The following is a 15,006-nucleotide window of genomic DNA, read 5'->3' on the forward strand; positions in this document are numbered from 1 at the left end:
ACATGCGCTTCCGCCACCCCGACGGCTCCACCGTCCACCTCTCCTACTGCACCAACGTCCACCCCGCCGAGACCCTCGACGGCGTACTCGCCCAGCTCCGCGACCACTGCGAGCCGGTACGCAAACGCCTCGGCCGCGACCGTCTCGGCATCGGCCTCTGGCTCGCCAAGGACGCGGCCCACGCCCTGATCACCGACCCGGCGGCGCTGCGCGGCCTGCGCGCCGAACTCGACCGCCGGGGCCTCGAGGTCGTCACCCTCAACGGCTTCCCCTACGAGGGATTCGGCGCCGAAGAGGTCAAGTACCGCGTCTACAAACCGGACTGGACCGACCCCGAACGCCTCGCCCACACCACCGACCTCGCCCGCCTCCTCGCCGCCCTCCTCCCCGACGACGTCACCGAGGGCACCATCTCCACCCTTCCGCTCGCCTGGCGCACCCCCTTCGACGACACGGCCGCCGAGGCCGCGCACACCGCACTGGCCACCCTCGCCGAGCGCCTCGACGCACTGGAGGAGCTCACCGGCAAGTCGATACGCATCGGTCTGGAGCCGGAGCCCGGCTGCACCGTCGAGACGACCGCCGACGCGATACGCCCCCTGACCGCCCTCGCCACCCCCCGTATCGGCATCTGCATCGACACCTGCCATCTCGCCACCTCCTTCGAAGACCCCGAGGCGGCCCTGGCCGCACTCGCCGCGGCAGGCGTCACCATCCCCAAGGCGCAGCTCTCCGCCGCGCTGCACGCCGAGGAACCCCATCTCCCCGAGGTGCGCACCGCGCTGGCCGCCTTCGCCGAACCCCGCTTCCTCCACCAGACCCGCACCCGCACCGCCGCCGGCCTGCGCGGTACCGACGACCTCGACGAAGCCGTCGCCGGCCGGGCACTCCCCGACGGCGCCCCCTGGCGCGCCCACTTCCACGTCCCCTGCGCCCGCCCGCCCGCCGCTCACCTCCACCTCTCCGTCCTCAGGACACGCTGACCTCGTCGGCGGCCCCAACCGCTCACCCGCCACCTCGAGGTCGAGACCTACACCTGGCAGGCCCTCCCGCCCGAGCTGCGCCCCCGCAACCGCACCCAGCTCGCCGACGGGATCGCCGCCGAACTCACCCTCGCCCGCGACCTGCTGGTCGACCTCGGACTCAAGGAGCTGCCATGACCGACGCCACCCACCCCACCCCCCTCCTGGTCCTGGACGTCGTCGGCCTCACACCCCAGCTCCTCGACCACATGCCCCACCTGAAGGCGCTCGGCCGGTCCGGCTCCCAGGCGCCCCTGTCCACCGTGCTGCCCGCCGTCACCTGCGCCGCCCAGTCCACCTTCCTCACCGGCGCGCTGCCCGCCGAGCACGGCATCGTCGCCAACGGCTGGTACTTCCGTGAGCTCGGCGACGTCCTGCTCTGGCGCCAGCACAACGGCCTTGTCTCCGGCGACAAGATCTGGGACGCCGCCCGCCGCGCCCACCCCGGCTACACCGTCGCCAACATCTGCTGGTGGTACGCCATGGGCGCGGACACCGACATCACCGTCACCCCCCGGCCCGTCTACTACGCCGACGGCCGCAAGGAGCCCGACTGCTACACCCGGCCCCCGGCCCTGCACGACGAACTCACCGAGAGACTCGGCACGTTCCCCCTCTTCCACTTCTGGGGTCCGGGAGCCGACGTCGTCTCCAGCCAGTGGATCGCCGACGCGACCCGCCACATCATGCGCACCCGCCACCCCGACCTGACCCTGTGCTACCTCCCGCATCTCGACTACGACCTGCAGCGCTACGGCCCCGACGACCCGCGCTCCTACCGGGCGGCCGCCGACCTCGACGCCGTCATCGCCCCGCTGCTGGACGACGCGAAACAGGAAGGCCGCACCGTCGTCGCCCTGTCGGAGTACGGCATCACCCGCGTCAGCCGCCCCGTCGACATCAACCGCGCCCTGCGCCGCGCCGGCCTCCTCGAAGTCCACACCCAGGACGGCATGGAGTACCTCGACCCGATGGCCTCCCGCGCCTTCGCCGTCGCCGACCACCAGCTCGCCCATGTCTACGTACGCGGTCCGGAAGACCTCGAGGCGGCCCGCGAAGCCCTCAGGGACCTCCCCGGCGTCGATCAACTCCTCGACGACGAGGGCAAGAAGGCCCACGGACTCGACCACCCCCGCTCCGGCGAACTCGTCGCCGTCGCGGAGCCCGACGCGTGGTTCACGTACTACTACTGGCTCGACGACGCCCACGCCCCCGACTTCGCCCAGCTCGTCGAGATCCACCGCAAACCCGGCTACGACCCCGTCGAGCTGTTCATGGACCCGCTCGACCCGTACGTACGCCTGAAGGCGGCCAAGGCGATCGCCCGCAAGAAGCTCGGCATGCGCTACCGGCTGGCGGTCGTCCCCCTGGACCCCTCACCTATTCGCGGCAGCCACGGCCGCCTCCCCGCGAGCGACGACGAAGGTCCGCTCATCATCTGCTCCACCCCCCGCGCTGTAGGCGGCCGCGTCGCGGCCACCGATGTGAAGTCCCTGCTGCTTCAACTCGCTGGTCTCCACTGAAGCAGACGCCACTGACAACGAGGAGTTATCCACATGAGCCGCACGAGCCGCACCAGCAAGAACAGCGACCCCGAACTCGCCCACAGGCTCAGCAGACGAGGCATGCTCGGCGTCGCAGCCGGCGCCACCGCCGCCGCGCTGCTGGCCGCGGCCGCTCCCGCCTCCGCCGCCCCCACTGCGGCCGCCCAGAGCAACGGCCGTGGCCGCCCCGTACTGCCCCCCGGCCGCCTCGGCACCCAGCTCTACTCCCTGCGCGACAAGGTCTCCACCCTCGGCTTCGCGCCCGTGTTCGCGGAACTCGCGAAGTACGGCTACGACGAGATCGAGTTCGCCGGCTACACCCAGGGCTCCGCGGGCCCCATCACGCTCGCCCAGCTCAAGCGGCTGGCCCGGGACCACGGCCTGAACGCCATCGGCAGTCACGTCAACTACTACGACGACAACAACCCGGGCGCGTACAGCTTCGCGCAGAACCTGCAGAAGGTGCTCGACGACGCCCAGGCCCTCGGGCTCAAGCACATCGGCACCGCGTCCGGCCCCTGGCGCTACGGGGCAACCGTCGACGGCTGGAAGCGGGCCGCGGAGGACTTCAACACCTACGGAGCGGCGGCGCGGAAGCGCGGCATGAAGTTCTACCAGCACAACCACGCCGAGGAGTTCTCCTTCGCCACCGACAAGCCCGACGTCCGCCTCTACGAGGTCCTGCTCGCCGAGACCGACCCCGACCTGGTCTATCTGGAGATGGACATCTACTGGGCGTACGCCGGCCAGTTCCGCTTCTCCAAGCGCGTCGACGGCACCCCCGCGCCCTTCGATCCGCTGCGCTACGTACTCAAGCAGCCCCACCGCTATCCGCTGTTCCACGTCAAGGACGGCGTCCACGACGAGGCCGCCCGCGACGGCTACCGCATGACGGACGTCGGGGACGGGGACATCGACTACAAGCGCTTCATCTCAGCGGTCAACAGGACCCCCGGCGGCTACCGCGACCACCACTGGCAGGCCGAACACGACAACCCCGTCGAGTCCTTCGCCTTCGCCCGCAAGTCCAGCGCCCACCTCCACTCGCTCAGGGAGAAGGACTGCTAGAAGCTCGTCGAGAATCCTGCTACCGGCCAGTAGGGGGAACGTAAGGTTCCGTCCATCATGGGACGCGAGCATGCCAAAGGCCCTCCGTACGTACGGGACGGAGGGCTTTTCCCTGAGCTGTCCCGAGACCCAGGAGAACCCCCCATGCATGCAGGCAAGTGGAGAATCCGGTCGGTGGCGTCCGTCGCCGCGCTGGCGTTCACCGTGGCCACCCCGGTGGCAACCGCGGCGGACCCGGCCGCGTCGGACCGGCCGTCGGCCGAGACCGGTACCACCGCTCAGCAGTCGAGCGGTTCCGCGCTGCTTGCCGATGTCGACTACGAGACCTGGCAGCGCGATGTCGCGGCCGTCATCGATGTCGCCCGCCCCTACATCGAGCAGCGCACCGCGAACACCGGTGGCAAGAAGCAGGCCATCGTCCTCGACATCGACAACACGTCGCTGGAGACGGACTTCCACTACTTCTGGGAGCTGCCGACCCCGGCGGTGAAGCCGGTGCTCGACCTCACTCGCTTCGCGGAGTCCCGCGGCGTGGACATCTTCTTCGTCACCGCCCGTCCGGGCATCATCTACTCCCTGACCGAGTACAACCTGAGGAAGGTCGGCTACCCGGTCGACGGTCTGTACGTACGCGACCTGCCCGACCTCTTCCATGAGGTCAGCAAGTACAAGACCGGCAAGCGCGCCGAGATCGAGGCCAAGGGCTACACGATCATCGCCAACATCGGCAACAACACCAGCGACCTGGTGGGCGGTCACGCCGAGAAGACGTTCAAGCTGCCCGACTACGACGGCGACCTCTCGTAGGTTCTCCTTCGCGCACAGCGGCCGAGGGGCCGCCGCGACCGGCTGGTCCGGTCGTGGCGGCCCCCTTCGTCGTGCGTGATCGGCTCAGTCCGAATCCCGGCTGACCGGCATCGGGTTGGCCGTCAGACTCTTGGATTTCGGCCGACCCGGTGGGGTCAGGAACAGTGCGATGCATGCGGCGAACAGCGAGATCGAGCCGGCCAGAGTGAATGCCCCGCTGTGACCCCAGTTGTCCACCACGACCTTTCCCATGCCGGCTCCCAGCAGGCCGGACACCAGCTTGGAGCTGTAGACCAGCCCGTAGTTGGATGCGTTGTTGTTCTCGCCGAAGTAGTCCGCCGTCATCGCCGCGAACATCGGGAAGATGGCGCCTCCGCCGAATCCGGAGATGCTGGAGAAGAGCAGGAACAGTGGGAGGTTCTTCATGTCGGCGGACCACAGGATGGCGTACTGCGAAAGGCCGAGGACGATGCAGACGAAGATCAGGCACCGCTTGCGCCCGTAACGGTCCGACAGCCAGCCGATCACACCGCGCCCGGTGCCGTTGACGATGGCCTTCATCGACATGGCCGTTGCGACGATTCCGCCGGCGAAGCCGGCCTCTTCGCCTATGTCGACCTGGAAGGCGATGCCGAAGATGTTCACGCCCGAGGTGCACAGCAGGCAGAACCACATCAGCGCGACCCGCCCGGTCCGCCAGGCCTCGCCCGGGGTGTACTGCTTCACGGCAGGCGGGTTCATCGCCAGTGCGCGACGGGCGCGCGGGTCGTCCGGCGGCCGCAGAGGGTCGACCTCGGCGGGCCACCAGTTCTTCGGCGGGTCCCGGAAGAAGTAGCCGGCCACGGCCACCGTCGCGGCGAGGAAGAGACCGACCGCGACAAGCACCCAGCGGAAGTTCGTCAGATCCATGTAGCTGGTGAAGAGGAAGACGAACGGTACCGAACCGTAGGCGAAGCCGCCGTTGACGAAGCCGGTCTTGCCTCCCTTGCGTTCCGGGTACCACTTGCCGACCATGTTGACGCAGGTCGCGTAGACCATGCCGGCACCCATACCGCTGAACATGCCGAACCCGACATACGCGACGATCACATGCGGCGCGAACGCGAGGGACAGATATCCGAGCAGTGTGCCGAGTGCGCCGAACATCATCGCCCAGCGGGCGGGCAGTTTGCCGCTCTCCCTGAGCTTTCCGGCGGGGAAGGCCACCGCCGCCTGGAAGAACACCCAGACACCGAGCATCCAGAAGATGTGTCCGTCGTTCCAGCTGTGTGCGATGTGCAGGGTGTCCTCGGCCGATGCGAACGCGTACTCGGCCGAGCTGATGCCCATCATGCCAATCCACGGCAGGATGACCATCCACTTGCGCTTGCGGCCCATGATGTCGATATCGGTCTCGCCGAGCCGGTACACACGGCCGTTTCGGTCCGTCACCTCCCTGAAGGCGACGGGTGTTGAGATGTCGGTGGTAGTCATGACGGATAGCACCCCTTGCGTCGAAAGAGCTGGCCAGCGCCCCCTGTCCAATACCTTTCGTTCTGTTGGGGTCGGGGGCGGCAGCTCGGGTCTGCCGCCCCCTCCTCGCTCAACTCATCGACCACCACCCAGCAGGCCCGCCGCGCGTGCCCAGCGGTACTTCGCGCCGAGGGCCGCCACCGGCTTCTCCGTGGTGTACGGATACGCCACGACGCCCCGCTCGAAGAGGTACTGGCATGCCTCCTCGACCTCGACGTCGCCCGCCAGCGAGGCCACCACCGGCTTCTCGATGCCCCGCTCGCGGAACTCCTCGACCACCCGCGCCGTGAGCTCCGCGAAGACCATCGGCGGGGTGACGATCGTGTGCCAGTAGCCGAGCACCAGCGCATGGATCCGCGGATCCTTAAGACCCAGTCGGATCGTCGCCTCGTACGTCGACGGCGGCTCGCCGCCCGTGATGTCGATCGGGTTCCCGGCCGCGCCGAAGGGCGGTATGAACGCTTTGAAGGCCGCGTCCAGATCCTCCGGGATCTCCATCAGGGACAGCCCGTTGTCGACGATCGCGTCCGACAGGAGCACACCTGACCCGCCGGCGCCGGTGATGATGACGACGTTGTCGCCCTTCGGCGTGGGCAGCACGGGCAGCGACCGTGCGTACTCAAGCATCTCGTTCAGCCCGGGTGCCCTGATCACACCGGACTGCTTCAGGATGTCCTCGTACACCGCGTCGTCGCCCGCCAGCGCACCCGTGTGCGAACCCGCGGCCTTGGCGCCGGCGCTCGTACGGCCCGCCTTCAGCACCACGACCGGCTTCTTCGGCACGGTGGCCCGCGCCGCGTCCACAAACGCCCGGCCGTCCTTCAGATCCTCCAAGTGCATCGCGATGCACTCGGTGTTGGGGTCCTCGCCGAACCACGTCAGCAGATCGTCCTCGTCGAGATCCGACTTGTTGCCGAGCCCGACGATCGCGGAGACTCCCGTCTTCGTCGTACGGGCAAAGCCCAGGATCGCCATCCCGATCCCGCCCGACTGGGAGGTCAGCGCAACGCCGCCCCGGACGTCGTACGGAGTGCAGAACGTGGCGCACAGGTCCTGCCACGTCGAGTAGTAGCCGTAGATGTTCGGACCGAGCAGTCGCACGCCGTGGCGCTCGGCGATCGCCACGATCTCCGCCTGGAGCTCGTGCTCACCGGTCTCGGCGAAGCCGGACGGGATCAGGACGGCGTTCGGGATTCCCTTACGGCCGACCTCCTCGAGCGCGGACGCGACGAACTTCGCGGGAATCGCGAAAATCGCCACATCGGGCTCACCCGGAACATCCATCACGCTCTTGTACGCCTTGAGGCCCAGAATGTCATCGGCCTTGGGGTTCACCGGATGAATATCGCCCGGGAAACCGCCGTCGATCAGATTCCGCATGACCGAATTGCCGATCTTGCCCTGTTCGTTGGACGCCCCGATCACCGTCACCGAACGCGGCTGCATCAGCCGCCGCATCGAGGTGAGGATCTCCTCGCGCGAATAGCGGCGCCGCTGGAGGGGAACCTCGGTCGTCAGCAGGATCCGTACATCCGCCGCCATCACCCCGTCCGCCGATGCGAACACGGGATTGAGGTCCACCTCCGCGATCTCCGGGAAGTCCGCGGCCAGCTCCGAGACCCGCACCACCACGTCCGCCAGCGCGTCCCGGTCGACGGCCGCGCCGCCCCGCACCCCGCGCAGGATCTCCGCCGCCCGGATCGAGTCCAGCATGTCCAGAGCGTCCGCCTCCGAGGCCGGAGCCAGCCGGAAGGTGATGTCCTTCAGCACCTCCACCAGCACCCCGCCGAGCCCGAAGGCCACCACCTTCCCGAAGGTCGGATCGGTGACGGCGCCGACGATCACCTCGGTACCCGCCGGCACCATCTGCTGCACCTGGACGCCCTGGATCCGCGCCTCGGTGTCGTACGTACGGGCATTGGCGACGATCGCCGTGAACGCGCCCCGCACTTCGGCGGCCGACGCGAGCCCGACCCGGACCCCGCCCGCATCCGTCTTGTGCACGATGTCGGGCGAGACGATCTTCAGCACGACCGGGAAACCGATCCGGTCCGCGAAAGCAACCGCCTCGTCCACGGACTCGGCGAGCGCCTCGGCCGGCACCGGGATGCCGTACGCATCGGCTATCCGTTTGGCCTCGGGAGCGGTGAGCGCGGTACGGCCCGCGGCCAGCGCCGCGTCCACCACCTCCCGTACAGCAGCACCGTCATGACGCGACATCAGATCACTCCAGTCGTCTTCAGCAGCCGCAGCTCCTCGTCGCCGAGCCCCAGCTCACCGACGTACACCTCTTCGTTGTGCTCGCCGAGCAGCGGCGAGGTGACCATCTCCACCGGGGAGTCCGAGAGCTTGAGCGGACTGCCGACCGTGGTGAAGGAGCCGCGCTGCGGATGCGCCACCTCGACGACCATCTCGTTCGCGACCAGGGACTCGTCCTCGATGATCTCCTTGGTGGACAGAATCGGTCCGCACGGGATGTTGTGGGCGTTCAGCTCCTCGAGCACCCTCAGCTTGGGCAGCGTCGAGGACCACTCCTCGATCAGCTGGAACATCTTCGACAGCTGCGGCAGCCGTACCTCCGGCGTCGCCCACTCGGGATCGTCCGCCAGCTCCGGCCGGCCGATCAGCTCGGCCAGCGGCCGCCAGCCCACCGGCTGGACGATGACGTACACGTAGTCGTTCGGGCCGCCGGGCGCGCACTTGACCGCCCACCCGGGCTGACCGCCACCGGACGCGTTGCCGCTGCGCGGCACCTCGTCGCCGAAGTCCTCGTTCGGATACTCGGCCAGCGGACCGTGCGCGAGCCGCTGCTGGTCGCGCAGCTTGACCCGGCAGAGATTGAGCACGGCGTGCTGCATGGCGACGTTGACGCGCTGGCCGCGCCCGGTGCTCTCACGCTGGAACAGCGCGGCGAGAATGCCGGCCACGGCATGGACACCGGTACCGGAGTCACCGATCTGCGCGCCCGTCGCCAGTGGCGGCCCGTCCTCGAAACCGGTCGTCGACATCGAGCCGCCCATGGCCTGCGCCACGACCTCGTACGCCTTGAAGTTGGTGTACGGGCCCTCACCGAAGCCCTTGATCGAGGCGTACACGATCCGTGGATTGATCTCCCGGATCCTCTCCCAGGTGAAACCCATCCGGTCGACGGCCCCGGGGCCGAAGTTCTCCACCATCACATCGCTGCGCCTGATCAGCTCGGTGAGGATCTCCTTGCCGCGCTCCGACTTGGTGTTGAGCGTGATGCTCCGCTTGTTGCAGTTGAGCATCGTGAAGTAGAGCGAGTCGACGTCGGGGAGATCGCGGAGCTGCTTGCGCGTGATGTCGCCGCTCGGGGCCTCCAGCTTCACCACGTCCGCGCCGAGCCAGCCCAGCAGCTGGGTGGCGGAGGGCCCGGACTGGACATGCGTCATGTCGAGGACACGGATGCCCTCAAGAGCCTTGGTCATAAGAGGGCTCCTCTACTTGTACATGGTCTGGTTCATGGTTCCGGGGGCGTACGCGTCGGGGTCGACCCAGACGTTGATGAGCGAGGGCAGCCCGGACTCGCGGGCGCGCTGCAGTGCCGGCGCGATGTCGGCCGGATCGCGGACTTCCTCGCCGTAACCGCCCAGCATCTGGGCGAACTTGTCGTAGTGCACGTCCCCGAGGGTGTTGCCGATCCGCTCCCGCTCCAGTCCGTACTTCTGCGCCTGGCCGTAACGGATCTGGTTCATCGAGGAGTTGTTGCCGACGATCCCGACGAAGGGGAGGTTGTAGCGGACGAGAGTCTCGAAGTCCCAGCCGGTCAGGGAGAAGGCGCCGTCGCCGAAGAGCGCCACGACCTCCTTGTCCGGGCGCGCCTGCTTGGCGGCGAGGACGAAGGGGATACCGACGCCGAGCGTGCCGAGCGGGCCGGGGTCCATCCAGTGGCCGGGGGACTTGGGCTGGACGACCTGGCCGGAGAAGGTGACGATGTCGCCGCCGTCGCCGATGTAGATGGAGTCCTCGGTGAGAAAGTCGTTGATCTCGCTGACCAGGCGGTACGGGTGGATGGGGGAGGCGTCGGAGCGGAGCTGCGGCAGCCGCTTGTCGAGGGCGATCTGCTCGGCGGCGCGGAGCTCGTCGAGCCACGCCTTGCGCTTGACCGATCCGCCGTTGAGGCGGCCTGTCACTGATTCACTGACAGATTTCAGTATCCGTCCGGGGTCGCCCACGATCCCGAGATCGATGTCCCGGTTCTTGCCCACCGTCCGGTAGTCGAGGTCGATCTGCACGACCGTCGCGTTCGGCGACAGCCGCTTCCCGTACCCCATCCGGAAGTCGAAGGGCGTACCGACGATGACGATGACGTCCGCGTTGGAGAACGCGTACCGCCGGGAGAGCTGGAAGTGGTGCGGGTCCCCGGGCGGCAGCGTGCCGCGGCCGGCGCCGTTCATATAGGCGGGCACGTTCAGCGTCCGTACGAGCTCGATCGCCGCGTCCGTGGCACGCGTGGTCCACACCTGGCTGCCGAGCAGGATCGCCGGCTTCTCCGCGTGCACCAGAAGGTCGGCGAGCTTCTCCACGGCCTCCGGGTCGCCGGCGCTCCGCGTCGAGGCCCGGTACTGCCCGGCCTGCGGCACCCGCGCCTTCTCCACCGGCACTTTGGCGTCGAGCACATCGCGCGGGATCTCCAGGAAGGAGGGCCCGGGCGCGCCGTGGTAGCACTCGCGGAAGGCCATCGAGACCATGTCGGCCGCGCGTGCCGTGTCGGGCACGGTCGCGGCGAACTTGGTGATGGGGGTCATCATGTCGACGTGCGGCAGGTCCTGCAGCGAGCCCATCTTGTGCTGCGAGTGGGCCCCTTGGCCGCCGATGAGCAGCATGGGTGACTCTGCCCGGAAGGCGTTGGCGACACCGGTGACGGCGTCGGTCGTGCCTGGTCCGGCGGTGACGACCGCGCATCCGGGCTTGCCCGTGATGCGTGCGTACCCGTCGGCCGCGTGGGCGGCGACCTGCTCGTGGCGTACGTCGACGACTTCGATGCCTTCGTCGACGCAGCCGTCGTAGATGTCGATGATGTGGCCGCCGCAGAGGGTGTAGATGACCTCTACGCCCTCTGCTTTGAGCGCCTTGGCGACCAGGTGACCACCTGAGATGAGTGCTTGGTTCGTGTCGCTGCGGTCGTCGGGCATGGCGAAGTCCTGTCCCTTCGTAGGGGTGCTGGAGCTCTCTCCTGGTACATTGCATACAGTCTACGAATACTGTATGAAGCTTGTTATCCCTCATCCGATGGATGGTGTCCAGGGGGTGCGCGGCACTTTCACTCGTGAAATCGATGCAGCAGGAGTCGCTATGGATCTTTACGAGCACCAAGCAAGGGAACTCTTCGCGGACCACGGCATACCGGTGCCGGAGGCCGAGACGGCCGGCACGGCCCGGGAAGCCCATGAGGCGGCCGAACGGCTCGGCGGCCGCGTCGTCGTCAAGGCCCAGGTGAAGACCGGCGGCCGGGGCAAGGCCGGCGGAGTCAAACTCGCGGCGGACGCGGCGGCGGCCGAGATCACCGCCCGCCAGATCCTCGGCATGGACATCAAGGGCCACACCGTACGGAAGGTGATGCTCGCCCAGCCCGTCGACATCGAGGCCGAGTTCTACGTCTCCTACGTGCTGGACCGCGCGGCCGGGACCTTCCTCGCCATCGCGTCCGCCGAGGGCGGCATGGACATCGAGGAGGTCGCCGCAAGCCGCCCGGACGCCGTGGCCCGTATCGCCGTCGACCCGGCGGAAGGGGTCACCGCCGTCAAGGCCGCCGAGATCGCGGCGGCCGCCTCCCTACCGCCCGAAACCGCCCCCGTGCTCCAGGCCCTGTGGCAGGTCCTGGTGCGCGAGGACGCCCTGCTCGTCGAGGTCAATCCGCTCGTATGCACCACGGGCGGCAAGATCCTCGCACTCGACGGCAAGGTCACCCTCGACGACAACGCCCACTTCCGCCAGGCCCGTTGGGGCGACGAGGGAGCCGACCCCCACGGCGACCCGCTCGAGGCCGCGGCCGCCGCCAAGGGCCTCAACTACGTGAAGCTCGACGGCGAGGTCGGCATCATCGGCAACGGCGCGGGCCTGGTCATGTCCACCCTCGACGTGGTCGCCGGCTGCGGCGCCCGTCCCGCCAACTTCCTCGACATCGGGGGAGGCGCCTCCGCCCAGGTGATGGCCGACGGGCTCTCCGTCATCCTCTCCGACCCGGCCGTGAACTCCGTCTTCGTCAACGTCTTCGGCGGGATCACCGCATGCGACGCCGTCGCCGACGGCATCGTCCAGGCCCTGGAATCCGTACGGCTGACCAAGCCGCTGGTCGTACGGCTCGACGGCAACAACGCCGGCCGCGGCCGCGCCATCCTCGACGGCCGCGCCCACCCCCTCGTCCAGCAGGCCACCACGATGGACGACGCCGCCCGCCAGGCCGCAGACCTCGCCAACCGAGCCGCAGACCTCGCCAACTGAAGGGATCGGGAACCATGGCCATCTTCCTCACCAAGGAGAGCAAGGTCGTCGTGCAGGGCATGACCGGCTCCGAGGGCATGAAGCACACACGCCGGATGCTCGCCTCCGGCACCGACATCGTCGCCGGCGTCAATCCGCGCAAGGCGGGCAAGGTCATCGACTTCGACGACCGTGCCGTCCCCGTCTTCGGCTCCGTGCGAGCCGCCATCGAGGCCACCGGCGCGGACGTCACCGTCGTCTTCGTACCGCCGCCGTTCGCCAAGGCCGCCGTCATCGAAGCCGTGGACACCGGCATCCCACTCGCCGTCGTCATCACCGAAGGCATTCCCGTGCACGACGCGGTCGTCTTCCACGCCTACGCCGCGCAGCGCGGCACCCGCGTCATCGGCCCCAACTGCCCCGGCCTGATCAGCCCCGGCCAGTCCAACGCCGGCATCATCCCCGCCGACATCGCCGCCAAGCCCGGTCGCGTAGGACTCGTCTCCAAATCGGGCACGCTCACCTATCAACTCATGTACGAGCTGCGGGAGATAGGTTTCTCGTCCGCGGTCGGCATCGGCGGCGACCCGGTCGTCGGCACCACCCACATCGACTGCCTCGCCGCCTTCGAACAGGACCCGGACACCGAACTCATAGTGCTCATCGGGGAGATCGGAGGTGACGCCGAGGAACGCGCCGCGGCGTACATCGCCGAACGCATCACCAAGCCTGTCGTCGGATACATCGCAGGCTTCACCGCTCCGGAGGGCAAGACGATGGGCCACGCCGGCGCCATCGTCTCGGGCTCCTCCGGCACCGCGCACGCCAAGAAACAGGCCCTCGAAGCGGCAGGTGTACGCGTCGGAGCGACCCCCACCGAGACCTCGCGACTCGTCCGCGCCCGCCTCGCGCAGCCCGGTGACGTCGCCGCCCACTGAGGCCGAGTGCGTGCCACCACTCACGGCCCCCCGTCCGGCCCTCCGCCCCTTTCGAGCGGAGACCACCCTCATGGCACCCACCCTCACCGCACCCGCCACCCTCACCCTCAAGCCCGGCACCGCCTGGGCCGACGCCTGGCAGCGCTGCCTCGCCGTCGCGCCCGAGTCCTTCCGGGACGACCGCGTACTGAACCTGTGGGCCGCCGGCTGGCAGGCCGACGGCCGCGCCCTGCCCGCCACCAGCCCCGTCGACGGCAGCCCCATCGCGGGACCGCCGCGTCTGGACGCGGACACCGCCCAGCAGGCGGTACGGGCCTCGCTGGACCAGCACCGCGCCTGGCGGCACATCCCGCTCGCCGAGCGCAGGGCCCGCGTCGCCGCCGCCCTCGACGCCCTCACCGAACACCGCGAGCTGCTCGCCCTGCTCCTGGTCTGGGAGATCGGCAAGCCGTGGCGGCTGGCCCAGGCCGACGTCGACCGTGCGATCGACGGAGTGCGCTGGTACGTCGACGGCGCCCAGCCCATGCTCGAAGGCCGTACGCCCCTGCCTGGCCCGGTCTCCAACATCGCCAGCTGGAACTACCCGATGTCCGTCCTGGTCCACGCCATGCTCGTACAGGCGCTGGCCGGGAACGCGGTGATCGCCAAGGCACCGACCGACGGCGGCGTCTCCTGCCTCACCCTGGCCAGTGCCCTCGCCGCACGCGAGGGCATCCCGATCACCCTGGTCAGCGGCAGCGGCGGCCAGCTCTCCGAGGCCCTGGTCCGCTCCCCGGAGATCGGCTGCGTCTCCTTCGTCGGCGGCCGCGACACCGGGGCACGTATCGCCACCGCCGTCGCCGACCTCGGCAAGCGCCACATCCTGGAGCAGGAGGGCCTGAACACCTGGGGGATCTGGAACTACAGCGACTGGGACTCGCTCACCGCCGTGATCCCCAAGCTCTTCGACTACGGCAAGCAGCGCTGCACGGCCTACCCGCGCTTCGTGGTCCAGCGCAGCTCCTTCGACGCCTTCCTGGCGGCCTACCTCCCCGCCGTACGCTCCATCCGTACGGGCCACCCCCTGGCGGTCGAGAACCCGGCCGACCCCCTGCCGGCCCTGGACTTCGGCCCCGTGATCAACGCGGCGAAAGCCAAGGAGCTGGGCGACCAGGTCGCCGAGGCGATCGACCGCGGGGCCGTCCCACTGCACCGGGGCACCCTGGAGGAAGGCCGCTTCCTGCCCGGCCAGGACACCTCCGCCTACCTCCCGCCCGTCACCCTCCTGGGGCCGCCGCCGTCCTCGCCGCTGCACCACGCGGAACCGTTCGGCCCGGTCGACACGATCGTCCTGGTCGACACCGAGGCGGAGCTGCTCGCCGCGATGAACGCCTCCAACGGTGCGCTCGTCGCCACCCTGTCGACCGATGACCCGGCGACGTACGAGCGACTGGCCCCGCAGATCCGCGCCTTCAAGGTCGGCCACGGAAAGCCGCGCTCGCGCGGTGACCGCGACGAGCTCTTCGGCGGCTTCGGGGCCTCCTGGCGGGGCGCCTTCGTCGGCGGCGAGCTGCTGGTGCGGGCCGTGACCGACGGCCCGGCCGGAGAGCGGCTGCCGGGGAACTTCCCCGACTACCAGCTCAACGCGTAGCCCCCGCTCGTTCCCCTTCCCCTTTCCCTTCCCCTGTCCCT

Annotated in this window: 10 protein-coding genes and 1 pseudogene; 7 read left to right on the forward strand and 4 right to left on the reverse strand. The window is 69.1% G+C overall.

Translation table 11 applies throughout. From position 1 onward, the window contains the following. Positions 1-2: 2 nt before the first annotated feature. From eboE to SLUN_RS33020, 4 genes and pseudogenes are all read left to right on the forward strand, one after another. Positions 3-1,160 (forward strand): annotated as a pseudogene (gene eboE, locus SLUN_RS33005) (metabolite traffic protein EboE). Beyond that, complete coding sequence (locus tag SLUN_RS33010) at positions 1,157-2,545, forward strand: alkaline phosphatase family protein (protein WP_108153594.1); 1,389 nt, start codon at positions 1,157-1,159, stop codon at positions 2,543-2,545. The pseudogene eboE and the gene SLUN_RS33010 overlap by 4 nt, the downstream one beginning before the upstream one ends. 33 nt (positions 2,546-2,578) lie before the next feature. After that, positions 2,579-3,634, forward strand: coding sequence for a sugar phosphate isomerase/epimerase family protein (locus SLUN_RS33015; protein WP_108153595.1), 1,056 nt, complete (start codon positions 2,579-2,581; stop codon positions 3,632-3,634). Positions 3,635-3,778: 144 nt separating this feature from the next. Next, entirely contained in the window at positions 3,779-4,441 is a 663-nt protein-coding gene (locus SLUN_RS33020) for an HAD family acid phosphatase (RefSeq protein WP_108153596.1), read from the forward strand. A gap of 84 nt (positions 4,442-4,525) precedes the next feature. Here the strand turns inward: SLUN_RS33020 and SLUN_RS33025 are convergent, their stop codons facing one another. From SLUN_RS33025 to SLUN_RS33040, 4 genes are all read right to left on the reverse strand, one after another. Continuing rightward, on the reverse strand, positions 4,526-5,914 hold the full coding sequence (locus tag SLUN_RS33025) for an OFA family MFS transporter (RefSeq protein WP_108153597.1): 1,389 nt from the start codon (positions 5,912-5,914) through the stop codon (positions 4,526-4,528). A gap of 114 nt (positions 5,915-6,028) precedes the next feature. Further along, positions 6,029-8,173 (reverse strand): acetate--CoA ligase family protein, encoded by a 2,145-nt coding sequence (locus tag SLUN_RS33030; protein ID WP_108153598.1) that lies wholly within the window; start codon positions 8,171-8,173, stop codon positions 6,029-6,031. Continuing rightward, positions 8,173-9,402, reverse strand: a complete 1,230-nt coding sequence (gene frc, locus SLUN_RS33035) for a formyl-CoA transferase (RefSeq protein ID WP_108153599.1) — start codon at positions 9,400-9,402, stop codon at positions 8,173-8,175. The genes SLUN_RS33030 and frc overlap by 1 nt, the downstream gene beginning before the upstream one ends. Positions 9,403-9,414: 12 nt before the next feature. Next, entirely contained in the window at positions 9,415-11,109 is a 1,695-nt protein-coding gene (locus tag SLUN_RS33040; protein ID WP_108153600.1) for a thiamine pyrophosphate-binding protein, read from the reverse strand. Between the two features lie 160 nt (positions 11,110-11,269). On the opposite strand from SLUN_RS33040, the gene sucC reads away from it, so the two are divergent. The 3 genes from sucC to SLUN_RS33055 all read left to right on the forward strand — a co-directional run bounded on the left by sucC (position 11,270) and on the right by SLUN_RS33055 (position 14,965). Then, positions 11,270-12,418, forward strand: coding sequence for an ADP-forming succinate--CoA ligase subunit beta (gene sucC, locus SLUN_RS33045; protein ID WP_108153601.1), 1,149 nt, complete (start codon positions 11,270-11,272; stop codon positions 12,416-12,418). Positions 12,419-12,432: 14 nt separating this feature from the next. Next, a complete protein-coding gene (sucD, locus tag SLUN_RS33050; protein WP_108153602.1) occupies positions 12,433-13,335 on the forward strand; it encodes a succinate--CoA ligase subunit alpha in 903 nt (300 codons plus the stop codon). Positions 13,336-13,405: 70 nt separating this feature from the next. Continuing rightward, positions 13,406-14,965, forward strand: coding sequence for an aldehyde dehydrogenase family protein (locus SLUN_RS33055; RefSeq protein ID WP_108153603.1), 1,560 nt, complete (start codon positions 13,406-13,408; stop codon positions 14,963-14,965). The last annotated feature ends 41 nt before the right edge of the window (positions 14,966-15,006 follow it).

Origin of the sequence: Streptomyces lunaelactis, assembly GCF_003054555.1 — a bacterium.
In the GTDB taxonomy this organism is placed as follows: domain Bacteria; phylum Actinomycetota; class Actinomycetes; order Streptomycetales; family Streptomycetaceae; genus Streptomyces; species Streptomyces lunaelactis.